This window comes from Micromonospora sp. ALFpr18c, assembly GCF_008868155.1.
In the GTDB taxonomy this organism is placed as follows: domain Bacteria; phylum Actinomycetota; class Actinomycetes; order Mycobacteriales; family Micromonosporaceae; genus Micromonospora.
The window spans coordinates 1-15,695 of the sequence record NZ_WBKR01000071.1 but is presented as its reverse complement, the minus strand read 5'-3'; the positions used below and the strand labels follow the sequence as shown (position 1 = coordinate 15,695).

General features: G+C 72.6%; 13 protein-coding genes and 2 pseudogenes. 3 read left to right on the top strand and 12 right to left on the bottom strand.

Annotated features, from left to right (window positions below; genetic code table 11):
* Window positions 1–60: 60 nt before the first annotated feature.
* The 8 genes from F8271_RS15050 to F8271_RS15015 form a co-directional block, all read right to left on the bottom strand.
* On the bottom strand, window positions 61–2,856 hold the full coding sequence (locus F8271_RS15050; protein WP_225854552.1) for a LuxR family transcriptional regulator: 2,796 nt from the start codon (window positions 2,854–2,856) through the stop codon (window positions 61–63).
* 84 nt (window positions 2,857–2,940) lie between these two features.
* Entirely contained in the window at window positions 2,941–3,552 is a 612-nt protein-coding gene (locus F8271_RS15045; protein ID WP_151490396.1) for a TetR/AcrR family transcriptional regulator, read from the bottom strand.
* A gap of 248 nt (window positions 3,553–3,800) precedes the next feature.
* Complete coding sequence (locus tag F8271_RS15040; RefSeq protein WP_151490395.1) at window positions 3,801–5,087, bottom strand: ABC transporter substrate-binding protein; 1,287 nt, start codon at window positions 5,085–5,087, stop codon at window positions 3,801–3,803.
* Between the two features lie 83 nt (window positions 5,088–5,170).
* Window positions 5,171–6,283: a branched-chain amino acid ABC transporter permease gene (locus F8271_RS15035; protein WP_151490394.1), complete on the bottom strand. Its 1,113-nt coding sequence runs from the start codon at window positions 6,281–6,283 to the stop codon at window positions 5,171–5,173.
* Window positions 6,280–7,158: a branched-chain amino acid ABC transporter permease gene (locus F8271_RS15030; protein ID WP_151490393.1), complete on the bottom strand. Its 879-nt coding sequence runs from the start codon at window positions 7,156–7,158 to the stop codon at window positions 6,280–6,282. The genes F8271_RS15035 and F8271_RS15030 overlap by 4 nt, the downstream gene beginning before the upstream one ends.
* A gap of 30 nt (window positions 7,159–7,188) precedes the next feature.
* Window positions 7,189–7,911, bottom strand: a complete 723-nt coding sequence (locus F8271_RS15025; RefSeq protein ID WP_151490392.1) for an ABC transporter ATP-binding protein — start codon at window positions 7,909–7,911, stop codon at window positions 7,189–7,191.
* The gene (locus F8271_RS15020) at window positions 7,908–8,690 is read right to left on the bottom strand and encodes an ABC transporter ATP-binding protein (protein ID WP_151490391.1); all 783 of its coding nucleotides are present in this window, start codon (window positions 8,688–8,690) and stop codon (window positions 7,908–7,910) included. The genes F8271_RS15025 and F8271_RS15020 overlap by 4 nt, the downstream gene beginning before the upstream one ends.
* A 129-nt stretch (window positions 8,691–8,819) precedes the next feature.
* Window positions 8,820–9,677: an alpha/beta hydrolase gene (locus F8271_RS15015; RefSeq protein WP_151490406.1), complete on the bottom strand. Its 858-nt coding sequence runs from the start codon at window positions 9,675–9,677 to the stop codon at window positions 8,820–8,822.
* Window positions 9,678–9,883: 206 nt separating this feature from the next.
* On the opposite strand from F8271_RS15015, the gene F8271_RS15010 reads away from it, so the two are divergent.
* Window positions 9,884–12,145, top strand: coding sequence for a catalase (locus F8271_RS15010; protein ID WP_151490390.1), 2,262 nt, complete (start codon window positions 9,884–9,886; stop codon window positions 12,143–12,145).
* 119 nt (window positions 12,146–12,264) lie between these two features.
* On the opposite strand, the gene F8271_RS33180 is transcribed toward F8271_RS15010, so the two are convergent.
* From F8271_RS33180 to F8271_RS14990, 4 genes and pseudogenes are all read right to left on the bottom strand, one after another.
* A complete protein-coding gene (locus tag F8271_RS33180) occupies window positions 12,265–12,426 on the bottom strand; it encodes an RICIN domain-containing protein (protein WP_151490389.1) in 162 nt (53 codons plus the stop codon).
* A gap of 55 nt (window positions 12,427–12,481) precedes the next feature.
* Window positions 12,482–12,580, bottom strand: a pseudogene (locus F8271_RS34200) (hypothetical protein); the annotation flags it as partial.
* A gap of 229 nt (window positions 12,581–12,809) precedes the next feature.
* Window positions 12,810–13,094, bottom strand: a pseudogene (locus F8271_RS14995) (protein kinase); the annotation flags it as partial.
* Between the two features lie 156 nt (window positions 13,095–13,250).
* On the bottom strand, window positions 13,251–14,126 hold the full coding sequence (locus F8271_RS14990) for an LLM class F420-dependent oxidoreductase (RefSeq protein ID WP_151490388.1): 876 nt from the start codon (window positions 14,124–14,126) through the stop codon (window positions 13,251–13,253).
* 133 nt (window positions 14,127–14,259) lie between these two features.
* Here F8271_RS14990 and F8271_RS14985 point away from each other — a divergent pair, with 133 nt between their 5' ends.
* Both F8271_RS14985 and F8271_RS14980 read left to right on the top strand, forming a co-directional pair.
* A complete protein-coding gene (locus F8271_RS14985) occupies window positions 14,260–15,249 on the top strand; it encodes an acyltransferase family protein (protein ID WP_225854551.1) in 990 nt (329 codons plus the stop codon).
* Window positions 15,246–15,695: alanine racemase (locus tag F8271_RS14980; RefSeq protein WP_192580293.1), on the top strand; the 450-nt coding region annotated here is incomplete at its 3' end. The genes F8271_RS14985 and F8271_RS14980, both read left to right, overlap by 4 nt.

Here is a 15,695-nt window from a genome sequence, read left to right as displayed (position 1 = left end):
GACGCATAAACTAGCGGTGATAGTTTAGGTCGTCCAGACCGGACGGTGTCCGAGCGGGCGTCACCGGCGTCGGCCCGCGTGCGGCTCGTCCGCGAACGCGCGGGCCAGCTCGGTACGGGAGCGGATGCCCAGCCGGTGGAACACGTTGCGCAGGTGGTGGTCGACCGTACGGGTGGACAGGAACATCCGCGCCGCGATCTCCCGATTGGTGGCCCCCTGGGCGACCAGTTGGGCGATCCGCAGTTGCTGGCCGGTCAGCAGCCGCGCCGCCGGCAGATCCGGCGGGCCGACGGACTCCCCGGCGGCGCGCAGCTCCGCCGTGGCCTGCTCGCCCCAACATCCCACCCCGAGCAGGGTGAACGTCTCGCGGGCGCGGTGCAGGTGCCCGCGGGCGTCGCGGGGGCGTCGGCTGCGGCGCAGCTCCTGGCCGAAGAGCAGCTCGGTACGCGCCCGTTCGAACGCGCCAGCCTCGGCCGGGTGCAGCCGCAGCGCGGTCAGAAACTGCCGCTCGACCTCGGCACTGCCCCGGGGTGCGAGCAACGCGTGACACCGGGCGGACAGCGCCCGCCGCAACGGGCTCGCGGTGCTGCTGGCCCACCTGTCGAACACGGCGAGTGCGGCCGTCGCCGCCGGGCGGTGGGCCAGATGGGCGGCCGCCTCGACCAGGTACGGGGTTGCCATCACCTGCACCAGCACCTGGCCTCGGCCGGTGCCCAGCCGGGCCAGCGACGCCAGCCGTGCCGCGGCCTCGGCGTGCCGGCCGTCGACCAGGTCGAGGACCGCCAGCGCCCACCCGGCGAGCGCGTGCGGACGGCTGCCCGGTGTCGGCGCCTCACCGATCTCCCGGATCCGTCGCAGACTGGTGTCCCGGTCGGCCCGCACGGCGGCCAGCACGGCGAGCATGCCCAGGTGGACGTTGGCGCAGTTGGTCTGACCGGTGGCGCGCGCGACCCGCAGCCCCTCGCGGGAGGTCTCCGCCGCCGTCTCGTGCCGTCCCAGCCAGTACTCGGCGACCGCTCGCAACTCCAGCGCCCGGGACAGCATGGACAGTTCGCCCCGCTCCCGCGCCAGGGCGACGGCGCGCTCGGCGAGCCGGTGCGCGGCACCGTCGACCGCGACCACCAGACCGGCGGCCGCCGCACAGGCGAGCGCGGTGGGGGTCAACGACGGGCCGGTCAACCGGCCGCCGAGCACGACCGTCCGACGCAGTGCCGGGCCGGCCCGCTCGTGGTCGCCGCGCAGCGTCGCCGCCACACCGGCGACCAGACAGCTCATCAGCTCCATGGCGGGCGGGTCGTCCGGACGCCGCAGCGCCGCCGCCCGGCGGCCGACCTCGGCGTACCGGTACTGGTCGCCGCCGAAGCAGACGGCCTCGCCCGCGCGTACGAGCCCGGTCAGCGCCAGGAAGCGATCGGTGCCGGCCAGCCCGTCGGCGGCGGCGAGCAGGGTGGCCGAGGCGTCCGCGGCGGCGTCGCAGCGCAGTTCCAGCTCGCCGCGCAGCAGAGCCGCACGCCCCTCGACGGCCACCGCACCTCCGACGCCGCGGAGGCGGTCGAGCAGCAGGCGGGCCTGACCGGGTTGGCCGGCGGCCCAGGCGTAGTGGGCGGCGGACAGCAGGCGGGCAGCCGTGCGCCCCGGGTCGTCGCTGAGCTCGGCGGCCCGGCAGAGCGCGGCCGAGGCGGTGGACCAGTCGCCCGTCGCGGCGGTCGCGGCCTCTTCCAGCTCGGTGGCGAGGGCCGGGTCGGCACCCGCCGCCGCGGCGGCGAGGTGCATCGCCCGGCGCAGGCGCTGCCCGTGCGGATCGAGTGCGCCGGCGAGCAACCGGTGCGCCGCCCGACGCTGCGCGAGCGGCGCACCGGCCACGACCAGGGCGCGGACCAACGGCTGGTGGAACGTGACGCCGCCCGGCTCGACGCGGACCAGGCCGCCGACCTCCGCCGGCGCGAGCCCCTCCACGGCGGCGCGCACGGCCCGGGTCGGGGCGGCCGGCCCGTACTCCTCGTCCAATGCGGCGAGCAGCAGCAGCCGGCGGGTGGACGGCGACAGCCGGTCCAGCCGGGCCCGGTAGGAGCGGGCCAGCGCGCCGTCGGTCGGTGGCGCGGTGGGCAGCGGCTCCTCGGCCCGCCACTGGCCCGGGGTGAGCACGTCGGCGAGGTCCACCAGGGCCTGCGGGTTACCGCCGCCGACCACGCCGAGGGCGGCGACCGCCGGCGGGGCGGGCCGCTCGGGCAGCCGGTCGTGGTCGACGACACCGCCCTGTCGTTCGCGGCGCAGCCGGAGCCGGTCGGTGAGGACGGCGGCGCTCTCCTGCCCGGTCAGCGGTCGCAGTCGGTGCGCCGCTATCCCGTCGATGCTGGCGGTGAGGTCGGCGGTGAGCAGGACGACGACCGGCACCCGCCGCAGGCGGCGGGCCACGAAGGCCAGCACCCGCCCGGTCTGCGGGTCTCCTCGGTCGACGTCATCCATCGTCACCAGCAGCGGACGGTCCCGGGCCGCGGCGGCGAGCAGGCCGAGCACCGCCATCGAGAGCGCGAGTTGACGATCGCTCGGGCAGTCCTGCCCGCCCAGCGCCCGCCGCAGCAGGTGGCGGTGCTCCTTCGGCAGGGCGGCGGTCCGGTCGAGCAGCGGATCGAGCAGGCGTTGCAGGCCGGCGTACGGCAACCCGGCCTCCTCGGCGAGCCCGGTGCCGGCGAGCACGGTGGTGGTGTGGCCCTCGACGTGCCGGTGGGCGTGGCCGACCAGGGCGGTACGACCCGATCCGGGCTCACCGTGCAGCAGCAGGGATCCGCCGCCGTCGGTGATGCCGTCGAGCAGGCCCCGAATGGCCCGGCACTCGTCGTCCCGGCCATGCAGCACGGTTAATTGCACTCTTGATGCAGTAACCATGCGTCCCAGTGTGACCCACCGGTAACCGGATGGAAAGAGGGGGCGACGCCGGGATCAGTCGGCCGACACCTCGGCCAGCAGGGCGCCGACCGTACGCGCCATCACCGCGCGGGCCGGGTCCACGCCCAGCCCGAGGCCGTCGCGCAGCATCGACCAGGACGACCATGTGCTCGCCACCACCAGCGCGTTGAGCAGCTGGTCGCGCCCCCGTCCGGCGCGCGCCAGCTCGGCGGCGAAGAGCTGCTCGACCTCCTCGCGGACCCGGTCGATGTGCTTGAGGCGGTTGCGGTGCAGCTGGTCCGACACCGGCTCCCGCATCTGGGCGGCCCGCGCCGACGGCGCGATGAGCTGGAGCAGCCGGGCCCGCTGCCGGCAGTACGCGTCGACACGCTTCACCAGCGGCAACCCGGGCGCGATCGGCCGGTAGGCGGCGTCCTGCTGGCGGAGCACCTCGGCACCGCTGGCCTCGAACAGGGTCTCCATGTCCTTGAAGTTGGTCCAGAGCGTCCGCAGCGAGATGCCGGCCCGTTCGGCGATGCGCTCCCCGGTCGGACGCAGGTCACCCTCGGAGATGAGGGCGAGGTGCGCCTCGACGATGGCCGCACGGGTGCGCTCGGCGCGGGCGGTCCGCCCGTCGACGCGGCCCGGCACCTCGACCGTCTCCATCCGCCTCCGCCCCCTCACCGCCACGGCGCCCCCCGACGCATCGCCGAGTCTAGACAGTCGATGATCAGCCGGTGCTGGCCGGTGACGGTGACGATCCGACGTGTATTTGCAGTCATGGTGCGGATAGTAGGAGGGCTGATCTCTCTCGGTCAACGACCGTCCCACCTCTGCGCCGGGACGGGCGCAGCAGGACGACCGGGTGTGGTCACGCGCGGCCACACCCGGTCGACTGCCGGTGCTACGGGTCGTCAGGAGACGGTCGGCACCCCGTTCGCGGGTGGCGCCACCGGTGCGGCGGTGTACTCGTTGACCGGCCCGTCCGCCTCGTCGGTCTCGTACGCCGGCCCGAAGTAGCTCTGCACTCCCCCGCTCACCCGGCTCAGCCGCTGGCCGCCGTAGCCGGAGTGGTCGGTGGCAGAGAAACGCAGCGGCACCAGCCCGGGGCCCTGGAAGCCGCCCTTCTGCACGGCCTCGAGCATATTCTCCCGGGTGAGATCCTTACCCGCGGCGAGCAGCGCCTGCACGAACAGGTAGCCGACCGACATGCCGTAGACGGTGTTGCCGTCGAACGGCGCGTCCCCGTTGTGCGTCTTGTTGACCTTCGTGAAGAGCTGGATCCACGGGTTCGCCGTGTCGTTCTGCATCGGCAGGTAGTTGGTGCCGACCATGCCCTCCAACAGCGCAGCGGCGGCGCCGAGCTGCTTGGCGAGGGTCGGGTGGTCGGCACCGACGTTGGAGACCAGCCACTGCGGTTTGAAACCCAACCGCGCCGCGGTGCCGATGGAGAGCGCGGTGAAGCCTGGCACGGTGGCGAGCACCACGACCTGGCAACCGGCCGCCTTGAACGCGCCGATCTGCGGCGCCACGTTGGTGTTGCTGGTGACGTACGTCTGCTTGACCGCCACCGCCCCGGCACCGAGCACCTTCTCCACGCCGGCCAGGCTGTCGCGGCCGAAGTCGTCGTCCTGGCCGAGGAAGCAGACCTTCTGCCCGGCCAGGTTCGCCTTCGCGTAGTTGGCGAGGATCTTGCCCTCGACCGTGTAGTCCGGGTTGAACCCGAACGTGCCCGGATACTTGTCCGGCTGGTCCCAGCTGCGGCTGCCGGAGGCGACGAAGAGATCCGGCACCCGGTTGCTCTTGAGGAAGTCGAGCACTCCGGTGTGCGTCGGCGTACCGAGGCCGTTGAGGATGGCGAAGACCTTGTCCTGCAGGACGAGCTGGCGGACCACCTGCTGGGTGTTCGCCGGGTTGTAGCCGTCGTCCATGACCTTGTAGGTGATCTTCCGACCGTGCACGCCGCCGGCCGCGTTGACGTAGTCGAAGTACGCCTTCGTCGCCGGGGCGATCTTGGAGTAGCCGGCCGAGGCCGGACCGGTCAGGGGCATGTGGGTGCCGACGACGATCTCGGTGTCGGTGACGCCCGGCACCGACGCCCCGCCGGAGCCGGGGCCGTCGTCGCCGCCACAGCCGGCGGCGGCGACCAACAGGGCGATGGTGCTGACGATCGCGAGACCGCGTTGTGCCGTACGGTGCATGGAGAACACCGACCTTTCTCGGTGATGACTGTCGGGAACGGTGTGGTGGTGGGGCGCCCGGCCGAGGCCGGACCGAGGACAGCTCAGGAACGCCGGGCCGACCATCGGGCCGACAGCGCCCGGCCGAGACGCGACAGCAGACCCTGCACACCGCCGGGGGCGGCGATCATGACGACGATCAGGGTGAGTCCGAAGATCGCCAGCGGGAGGTTGCCCTCCAGCCGCTGCGCCACCGCGGGCGAGAGGGTGAGCAGCTCGGTGAGCGAGTGGGTGAGATCGGGCAGGGCCACGAGCAGCACGGCCCCCCACAACGCCCCGGTGAGCCGACCCAACCCACCGATCACCACGGCCATCAGCAGGAACAGCGACAGGGTCAGCGAGAACGCGCCGGGCGAGACGCTCTGCGCGAGCACCGCCAGCAGCGCGCCGCCGAGCCCGGCGGTGGCGGCGCTGACCACGAACGCGAGGACCTGGGTGCGGGCCACGTGGATGCCGGCGAGGCGCGCCGCCACCTCGTCGTCGCGGACCGCCCGGAACGTGCGCCCGTACCGGCTGCGGATCAGGTTCGCCAGCAGCAGCATCGCGAGCAGGGTGGCCGCGCCGGTGACCCAGAGCTGCCAGCGCTCATAGGGGAAGTACGGGCCGAGCGCCAGCGGCGGTGGCTCCACCGGCACCGACAGCCCCTGCTCACCGTTGAACACGCCGTCGAAGGTGACGGCCAGCGCCGGCACGACCACGGCCACGGCGAGGGTGACCCCGGCCAGGTAGGGGCCGCGCAGTCGAGCCGCCGCCACACCGACCACCGCACCGACCGCGACCGTGCTGACGATCGCCGCGCCGAGCGAGAGCGGCAGGAGCCAGCCGCCGGTCATCCCCCGGTCGGCGAAGGCGTTCTGGCACAGCGCCACCGTGTACGCCCCGGTGGCCATCAACGCGCCGTGCCCGAGCGAGAGCTGGCCGTTGAGCCCGGTGAGGACGGTCAACCCGGCGGTCGCGCAGAGGTAGGCGGCCACCGTGGCCAGCTGGAAGTTGCGGAACGGCTCGACGGTGTAGCTGACCGCCACCAGCAGCAGCCCGACGACGAGCACGACGGCGAGGTGACGCAGCAGGGTGGAGCCGCGTCGCCGGTCGACCGGTCGGTCACCCGTGGCGGCCGGCCGGTTCTTCGGCGGCAGGACCGCCCCGGTGGCGCTCACACCCGCCTCGCCGCGACCGGGGCGAACAGCCCGCCGGGCCGGACCAGCAGCACCGCCAGCAGCAGGACCAGCACCGCCAGGGGGGTGAGGTCGCTGCCGGCGTAGCCGCTGACGTACGAGAGCAGCAGGCCCACCACCAGACCGCCGACCACCGCCCCTGGTGGGCTGTCCAGCCCGCCGACCACCGCCGCGGTGAACGCCGAGACGAAGACCAGGTCCATGGCGTGCGGATGCAGCCCCAGCTCGGTCGGGATGACCAGCATGGCGGCCAGCGCGCCGACACCGGAGGCGAGCGCCCAGCCGAGCGTCAACATCCCACCGACGTTGACCCCGAGCAGACGGGACACCTCGGGCGCGAAGGCCGCCGCGCGCATCCGCAGGCCGACCGGGGTACGGGCGAACATCCAGGCCAGGCCGCTGACCACCACACCGATCGTGGCGAAGACGAACAGGTCGTACGGCGACAGCACCGCGACGCCGCCCACGGTGAGGGCGGATCTGCCGAACGGTGCCTCGGCGGGACGGAACTCGTTGCCGTACACCATGCCCAGGACGGCCTGGATCAGCAGCACCAGCCCGAGCGCGACGATCACCGGGTTGAGTGGCGAGGCGTGGTCGACGTGGCGCATCACGACGCGGTCCACCACCGCGCCCAGCAGCAGCCCGGCGACGATCGCCACGCCGAAGCCCAACCAGTACGAGCCGGTCGCCGCGGACACCGAGTAGGCGACGTACGCGGCGGCGACGGCCATCGCCCCCTGGGCGAAGTTGACGACCCGCGCCGCCCGCCAGATGAGCACCAGGGCCAGCGCGAACGCGGCGTACACCGCGCCCCGGGACAGGCCGTCGACGGTGAGGAAGACGAAGCGGTCCAACAGTCCTCCCTCCGGGGGACGAGGTGGTGGTCAGAAACCGAGGTACGCGTGGCGCAGGTCGACGTCGTCGCGCAGCCTGGCGGCCGGTGCGGCGATCACGACCTGGCCGAGGGACATCACGACGCCCTGGTCGGCGACGGCGAGCGCGCTGCGCACGTTCTGTTCGACCAGCAGCACGGTCAGGCCGGTCCGGTCGCGCAACTGGCGCAGCAGGGCCATCGTCCGGGCGACCACCCGGGGCGCCAGGCCGAGCGACGGCTCGTCGAGCAGCAGCAGTCGGGGCCGACCGACCAGGGCCCGACCCAGCGCGAGCATCTGCCGCTCGCCGCCGGAGAGCTGGTGACCGAGGTGCCGGCGGCGGCGGGCGAGCGGCTCGAACAGCTCGTAGACCTCGTCGAGGGCGCGGCCCGCGTCGGCCCGGTCACGCCGCCACAACCCGCCGAGGCGCAGGTTCTCGTCGACGGTCAGCTCGCTGATCACGCCCCGCCCCTCCGGCACGTGCGCCATGCCCCGCCGGACGAGCTGCTCCACCGGCGTACCGCGCAGGTCCTCCCCGGCGAGGACGACCTGGCCGGCGGCCGGGCGGATCATGCCGGACAGCGCCCGCAGCAGGGTGGTCTTGCCCGCGCCGTTGGCACCGACGACGGCGGCGATCGTGCCCGCCGCGACGGTGAGGTCGACGGCCCGCAGCACGGGCGCGGCCCCGTAGCCGGCCACCAGACCACGCACCACGAGCAGGTCCGGTGCGCTCATGAGGCTTCCTCGAGCGTGGCGCCGAGATAGGCGTCGGTGACCGCCGGGTCGTCGCGGATCTCCTCCGGCGTGCCGGCGGCGATCACCCGACCGAAGTCGAGCACGACGAGGTCGTCGCAGACGGCCATCACCAGGTCCATGTGGTGCTCGACCAGCAGCACCGCGCAGGGATCGGTGTCCCGACGGGGCAACTCGCGGACCAGCTCGGCCAGCTCGTCGATGTCGTCGCCGCCGAGGCCACCGGCAGGCTCGTCGAGCAGCAGCAGCCGGGGCCGCGCGGCGAGCGCGCGGGCCAGGGCGACCCGCTGGCGTACGGCGAAGGGCAGCGTGCCCGGCGCGGCCTCGGCGTGCTGGGCGATGCCGAGATCGTCGAGGATGTCCAGGGCCTGCCGGCGCAGCCGCCGTTCGTCGCGGTCACTGGCGGGCAGGCCGAACAGCGCCGTGGCGAAGCCGGCCCGCGCGGTGTGTGAGGCGCCGGTCAGCACGTTCTCCAGCACGGTGAGCCCGGCGAAGAGCCCGGTCCCCTGCAGGGTCCGGGCGATGCCGAGCCGGGTCAGCTGGTGCGGCCGTGGCCGCAGCGGCCGGCCGTCGAGGGTGAGCGAACCCGTGTGCGGTGCGACGAATCCGCAGATCACGTTGAACAGCGTGGTCTTGCCGGCGCCGTTGGGCCCGATCACGCCCACCACCCGGTTGGGTGGCACCCGCAGGGAGACGTCGTCGAGGGCGGTGAGGCCGCCGAAACGGACGCCGATGTGGTGCAGTTCGAGGCCGCGCTCCATCACCCATCCCTCTGCCGTGGCGGGTGTTATTTACACTCGCAGTGTACGTTTCTCGGGTACGGCGTCAAGACCTTCGATGATCCGACGCGGACGGGGCGGCCGCCGTCGGCGACCGCCCCGGATCCCCGCTCAGGCGCTGGGGCAGGTGTTGCGGTACTCCTCGATCTGCGAGCCACTCGGCCCGGGGCAGAGGAACTGCTCGTAGCGGGTGTCGTCGTCGACGAAGCGCTTCAGCCAGGCCACCATCTGCCGCGCGGTCGGCGTGTTCACCGTCTGCGGGAAGAAGTGGCTCGCGCCGTTCAGCTCCAGGTACGCCTTCTCGGAGGAGGACGGGATGCTGGTGTAGAACGGCACCGAATGCGACGCGACCGGAGCGACGGTGTCGCTCTCGCCACCGATGATCAGTGTCGGCACCCGCACCTCGGACCAGCTCTTGTCCAGGTTCCACGGCGCCAACGGCACCGCCGCCTGCAACGACGGTCGAGCCGAGGCCGCCTCCAGGCTGCCCCCGCCACCCATCGAGTGGCCGGCCACGGCGAGCCGACTGCTGTCGATCCGGCTGCGCACCGAACTGCGCTCGGTGAGGTAGTCCAGCGCGGCGAGCAGCTGCCGGCCCCGGCTGTCCGGCTGGTCCAACCGGGTGTTGGTCTCGATGCCGATCACCACGAAACCGTGCGAGGCGATCCGCGGTCCGAGCCAGCTGATGCTCGACCAGGCGGCGGTATAGCCGGGCGAGATGGCGATGGCGCCGAAGGTGCCCTCGCTGGTGCTGGTCGGGTAGTAGATGACGCCGCCGCCGAAGCCGGTGACGCTGAGCGACGAGACACTCTGCGAGGCGGTGGCGAAGGGACCGCGACTGGCCTCCAGGATCGCGGTGGTCGGGGCGGGACCACGCTCGTACGGGCCGGCGGCCTGCGCGACGCCGGACGGACCGGCCAGGACGGCTCCGGCGACCAGTACGGCGGCCAGCCCGAGCCGGGCGGCCATGGAACGGGGACGGGTGGTGGTTGGTGACGACACGTCGGGCACTCCCTAGAGTCGAGGGATATCGACGTGCGTCAGTTTTGACCGCGCCGCCGGGCCACGCATCGGTGAAATCACCAGTCCTGCGGCATCGATTGTGTTTTGACCCTCTGACCAGGGGTAGCAGGGCTCTCGCCTGCTCGTAAGCGCTCCATGGAGGGGTACGTCCAGTGGATTCCAGCAAGCCCGCCGAGGCGGTCAAGAACGCCGTGAAGACAGCCTCAGACAAGTTCGCCGACGCCCTCACGCCGGACGTCCCGGGCGCGCCCGGCAGCGCGCCCCCGACGATCGAGGAGCCGACAACCCCGCACGACCCGCTGCCGCCCAAGCCGGAACAGGGCGCACCGCAGACCCGTACGCCCACCGGTGCCGAGACCGGCGCGCCGGCGACCGCGAACGGCCAGCAGGGCGCCTACCTGACCACCGCCAACGGGGCGCGACTGCGCGACACCGACCACTCGCTCAAGGCCGGACCCCGCGGCCCGGTCCTGCTCCAGGACCACCACCTACGCGAGAAGATCACGCACTTCGACCACGAGCGCATTCCGGAGCGCGTGGTGCACGCGCGCGGCGCCGGCGCGCACGGCGTGTTCACCGCCTACGGCACCGCCGAGGCGGTCACCCGGGCCGGCTTCCTGAAGAAGGGCCGGGAGACGGAGGTCTTCGTACGGTTCTCCACCGTCCTCGGCTCGCGCGGGTCGGCCGACACGGTCCGCGACACCCGTGGCTTCGCGACGAAGTTCTACACCGACGAGGGCACCTTCGACCTGGTCGGCAACAACATGCCGGTCTTCTTCATCCAGGATGCGATCAAGTTCCCCGACATCATCCACGCCGGCAAGCCGCACCCCGACCGCGAGATCCCCCAGGCGCAGAGCGCCCACGACACCTTCTGGGACTTCGTCTCCCTGCACACCGAGGCGCAGCACCACACCATCTGGAACATGTCCGACCGGGGCATCCCGCGCTCGTACCGGACGATGGAGGGCTTCGGCGTGCACACCTTCCGCCTCGTCAACGAGGCCGGGGAGACGGCGCTGGCCAAGTTCCACTGGAAGCCGAAGCTCGGCGTGCACTCCCTGACCTGGGAGGAGGCGCAGATGCTCAGCGGCATGGACCCGGACTTCCACCGACGCGACCTCTACGACGCGATCGAGGCCGGCGCGTTCCCGGAGTGGGAGCTGGGCATCCAGGTCTTCCCCGACACCCCCGAGGAGACCTTCGCCGGCATCGACCTGCTGGACCCGACGAAGATCGTGCCGGAGGAGTTGGCGGAGGTCCAGCCGATCGGACGGCTCGTCCTCAACCGCACGCCGACGAACTTCTTCGCCGAGACCGAGCAGGTCGCCTTCCACCTGGGCCACCTGCCGCCGGGCATCGACGTCACGAACGACCCGCTGCTGCAGGGCCGGCTCTTCTCGTACGTCGACACGCAGCTCACCCGGCTGGGCGGCCCCAACTTCTCGCAGATCCCGATCAACCGCCCGCACGCGGCGGTGAACGACATGCTGCGCGACGGCTTCCACCAGCAGGCCGTGCACGCGGGCGTGGCACCGTACCGGCCGAACTCGCTCGACGGTGGCAACCCGCTGCCCGCCGGCGACGCCGAGGACGCGTTCCTCGACGTGCCGGTGACGGTGGCGCAGGCGCCCAAGGTCCGTGCCAACCCGGCCTCCTTCGACGACCACTACAGCCAGGTCCGCCTGTTCTGGCTGAGCATGTCGCCGGTCGAGCAGGAGCACATCATCCGTGCCTACACCTTCGAGCTGGGCAAGTGTTACCACCAGGCGATCAAGGAACGCCAGCTGCAGAGCCTCGCCAACATCGACCCGGTGCTGTGCGCGCAGGTCGCCACCGGCCTGGGTCTGCCCGCGCCGCAGCCGACCGTGCCGCTCGCCGACGTCACGCCCAGCCCCGCGCTGTCGCAGGTCGGTCAGGAGTGGCCCACCGACGGCCGTACCGTCGGCATCGTCGTCGACCCCGACGGTGACCTGGACGGGGTCGACCACGTCCGCCGGGCCGTGTTCGAGGCCGGCATGGTGCCGCTGCTGATCGCCCCGCACGGCGGCATGGTCGGTGACCTGCCGGTGCAGCGCACCTTCGCCACCGGACGGTCGGTCGAGTTCGACGCGCTCCTGCTGGCCGGGGCGCCGGCGCCCGCGCCGGACGCGATGCCGGCCCGGGACGCCAAGGCGGGCCGCCCGGGCCCGTCGACCGTGGATCCGCGCGTGCTGCTCCTCGTCGAGGAGTGCTGGCGCCACGTCAAGGCGATCGGCGCCTGGGGCGGCGGCGTCACCGTGCTGGAGCAGGCCGGAGTGGTCGGCACGCCCGGCATCGTCACGGCGGATTCCGGCGCCGAGACCCTGACGGCGGTGCGGGAGCTGATGGCCGCGCACCGGGTGTGGGAACGGTTCCCCGCCTCGGTGGCCTGACCCCGTCGACCGTTGGCGAGGGCTGACCTCCACCACTGGTGGAGGTCAGCCCTCGCCCGCTGTCAGCGCCGCGTCCACCGCAGATGAGACGTGCCGGGGGTGCAGCCGCGCTGTTCGAGCTACGCGCCGTTCGCGGTGCTCTGGCCGACCGTGCCCAGGCACAGTCCGCTGTGCGCGTTGACCAGTTGCCGACCCTCGCTCAGGGTGAACCGCTGCGCGGGGGTCGTGTTGCAGGTGGTGAGCTGGATCGCCGCTCCGGCGTCGCTGGACGCACCGAGCAACGTCCAGACAGCGGCCGCCCAACTGCACGCTGCCGTCCGGCCGCATCGTCCAGAGCTGGTTGCGGGCGCGGTCGTCCCGGCAGTCGAAGAGTCGCGGCCGGACGGGGTCCGGTGAGTCCGGTGCCGTGATGTCCAGGCACCGGTTGCTCGCCATCCCGACGAGCCGCGAGCGGACCGCACGGGTGGAGCGCCCGGCGTGGGCGAGACGCTGGGGTCGGGCCTGGCGGACGGGGTGGCCCCGCCCGCCGCCGACGCCGGCCGGAAGCCGGAGGTGATGTCCTGGAACGCGTCCGCGTCCCAGGCGGCCTCGGGCGTCGACCAGACGATGGCGCAGCCCTTCCGCTTCGCCGTCGTGAAGGTGCGCTGGCGGGCGTGCATCGCCGCACGTACTCCATCACGATCTGCGGGTCGCCATCGGCGCCCAGCAACACGTCGAAGACCCGCACGACGTTGACGTGGTCGAGTCGCGCGATCGCCCGCGCCTCCCGAAGCGAGCGGATCCGCAATTCCTGCCGAGCCTCGTCGGTCAGCCCGGGCGGTGGAACGATTTCCTTGATGGCGACGTCGCACTGAAGCATTCGGTCGCGGGCTTTCCACACCCGACCCATTCCACCCTGGCCGAGCAACTCCAAGACTTCATACCGATCGGTAACAAGAAGTGGTGACATCTGCGGCACCCGGCCCGCCGGGAAAACAATTCCCGGCGGGCACCGCAACACTTTGTGTGACCCTCACCATCGCCGGCGGAAACGGTGGTACACACCAGCAATTCCACCGGGAATTGGCCGGCCGTTCACGATGGACGGCCCGGGCGCCCGGTGGTGTCAGCCGATGTCGGCCAACCGGGGCAGCACCTCGGCACCGAGCCGCTGGGCGAACTCCACCGGATCCCGATCCGGCGTGACCTGCACCTCGCTGACACCGAGCGCGGCGTAGTCGGACACCTCGGCGAGGAACCCGTCCAGATCCTCCAGTGGCGGCCGGGCGGCCAGCACCGTCTTCTCGATGCTGTCGTAGTCGCGGCCCTCGGCGGCGCAGTGCCCGCGCAGCACGTCCAACTTGTGCGCCACCCCGTCGGCGCCCTGGTCCCTACCGAACAGGTTGCAGGCGTCGGCGTACCGGGCCACCAGCAGCAGGGTCTTCTTCTCGCCGCCACCCCCGATCATGATGGGCGGGTGCGGGCGGCTCAGCGGCTGCGGCGAGTTGATGGTCTCGGCGAGCTGGTAGTGCCGTCCGTTGAACGGACCGTCGTCGTCACTCCACATCTGCCGGCAGATGCGCAGCGTCTCCTCCAGCCGCTCGAACCGCTCGGCCACCGGCACCACGGGCACGCCCAGCCCGAGCTGTTCCCGCTCGTACCAGGATGCGCCGATACCGAGGCGGGCCCGGCCGCCGGACAGCACGTCGAGGGTCGTCACGGTCTTGGCGAGCAACCCCGGATACCGGTACATCACGCCGGTGACCAGCACACCCAGCGTCATCCGCTGCGTCCTCGCGGCCACGTAGCCCAGCGTGGTGTACGCCTCCAGCATCGGCTCCTCGGCCGCGAACACCGCATCCATCTGGAAGAAGTGGTCCATCACCGTGAACGACGCGACGCCGGCCTGCTCGGCGATGGTGGCGGTCTCCGCCAGGGTCGGTGCGATCGCCGCCGGCTGCGCCGGGACGGAGTAGTTCCAGTAGTGCAACCCGAGCTTCATGTTCGGCACCTCCGGGTCGAGCCTAGTGGACCCGCGCGGATGGTGATCAGCATCGCCACGGCGGCCGACTCCATTACCGGTTCATGACAATTCGTGGATCACGCGCGGATATCCGGCTGGCACCTTCGGCTGCGTGACCCGACAGCTGTCTCCCACCGCACCCCGGCCCGCCGCCGTCGCGCCGCGCGTCCGGCCCGGCCACCGGCAACCGAGCGGGACCGCCGACGCCGCCGCGGGTCGGTCGCACCGGGCGGAGTGGGCCGACGCCGCGAAGGGCGTCTGCGTCATCCTCGTCGTCGGGTGGCACGTCGTCGTCAAGGACTACCTGCAGATCGACTGGCACGTCGGCGTGCCGGTGCCGGGCCTGTGGGGAACGCTCGGCGAGCAGTTCCTGCCGCTGCGGATGCCGCTGTTCTTCACCATCTCCGGCGTCTTCGCGGCGAACGCCGCCCAGCGGCCGTGGCGGGTCGTCGCACGCAGCCGCATCGCCGGGTTCCTCTACCTGTACATCGTCTGGCTGCTGATCCACACCGCGATCCTCGCCGCCGCCCCGGATCTGCCGACCGACCGCGCCACCTCGCCCGCCGGCCTGCTGGAGCAGTTGACTGTCACCCCGTCCAACCTCTGGTACCTGTACGCCCTGGCGCTGTACTTCACGATCGCCAAGGCGACCCTCCGGGTGCCCCGGGCGCTGGTCCTCGTGCCCGCCGCGGCGCTGTCCGCGGTCGCCGCCGCCGGCCTGCTCGACACGCCGGGCAACCGCGCCGGCGTCTACCAGAACCTGGTCTTCTTCCTCGCCGGCCTGTACCTGCGACCGCAGGTGCACCGGTGGGCGGACACCGCCAGCCGACGCCGTCTCCTGCTGACCTCGAGCGGCTACGTTCTCGCGCTCACCACGATGGCGGTGCTCGGCGCCCAGCTGGCCCTGCTGCACCAGGTGCTGGTCGTACCGGTCTCCGGGCTGGAACGGCCCGCCCAGGACCTGCTCGTCCTCGGTTACCCGATCCTGCTGACCGGGCTGGTGATCGGGCTGAGCCTGGGCATCCACCGCGCGCTGCTGGCGGTGCGCGCACGCTGGCTGTTCGCGCTGCCCCACGCCCGCCGGGCGGGAGCGGCCGGATGAGCACGCTGGCCGAGGCGACGGTCGACCACGGGGCCATCGCCGGCAACGTGCGGACGATCGCGTCGGTCACCGGCACCGACCTGATGGCCGTGGTGAAGGCCGACGGGTTCGGCCACGGCGCGGTGCAGGTGGCTTACGCGGCGCTGCGGGCCGGCGCCCGCTGGCTGGGGGTGACCTCGACGGCCGAGGCGTTGGCCCTGCGCGACGCGGGCGTGACCGCGCCCACGCTGAGTTGGCTGCACCGCCCGACCGACGACTTCGGCGCCTTGATCAACGCCGGCGTCGACGTCGGCGTGTCCACGACGACGCACCTGCACGCGATCGCCGACGCCGCCCGCCTGCTCGGCGTACCGGCGGTGGTGCAGCTCAAGGCGGACACCGGGTTGTCCCGCAACGGGGCCGCCGGGGACGACTGGACCGAGTTGGTCGGCTGGGCCGGCAAGTAC

What these genes read in the sequence shown, in the direction of transcription:
- F8271_RS15020 (WP_151490391.1), bottom strand. Translation starts at nt 8,690, where the DNA reads ATGGAGCGCGGCCTCGAACTGCACCACATCGGCGTCCGTTTCGGCGGC.
- F8271_RS15025 (WP_151490392.1), bottom strand. Translation starts at nt 7,911, where the DNA reads ATGAGCGCACCGGACCTGCTCGTGGTGCGTGGTCTGGTGGCCGGCTAC.
- F8271_RS15015 (WP_151490406.1), bottom strand. Translation starts at nt 9,677, where the DNA reads ATGGCCGCCCGGCTCGGGCTGGCCGCCGTACTGGTCGCCGGAGCCGTC.
- F8271_RS14990 (WP_151490388.1), bottom strand. Translation starts at nt 14,126, where the DNA reads ATGAAGCTCGGGTTGCACTACTGGAACTACTCCGTCCCGGCGCAGCCG.
- F8271_RS15040 (WP_151490395.1), bottom strand. Translation starts at nt 5,087, where the DNA reads ATGCACCGTACGGCACAACGCGGTCTCGCGATCGTCAGCACCATCGCC.
- F8271_RS15045 (WP_151490396.1), bottom strand. Translation starts at nt 3,552, where the DNA reads ATGGAGACGGTCGAGGTGCCGGGCCGCGTCGACGGGCGGACCGCCCGC.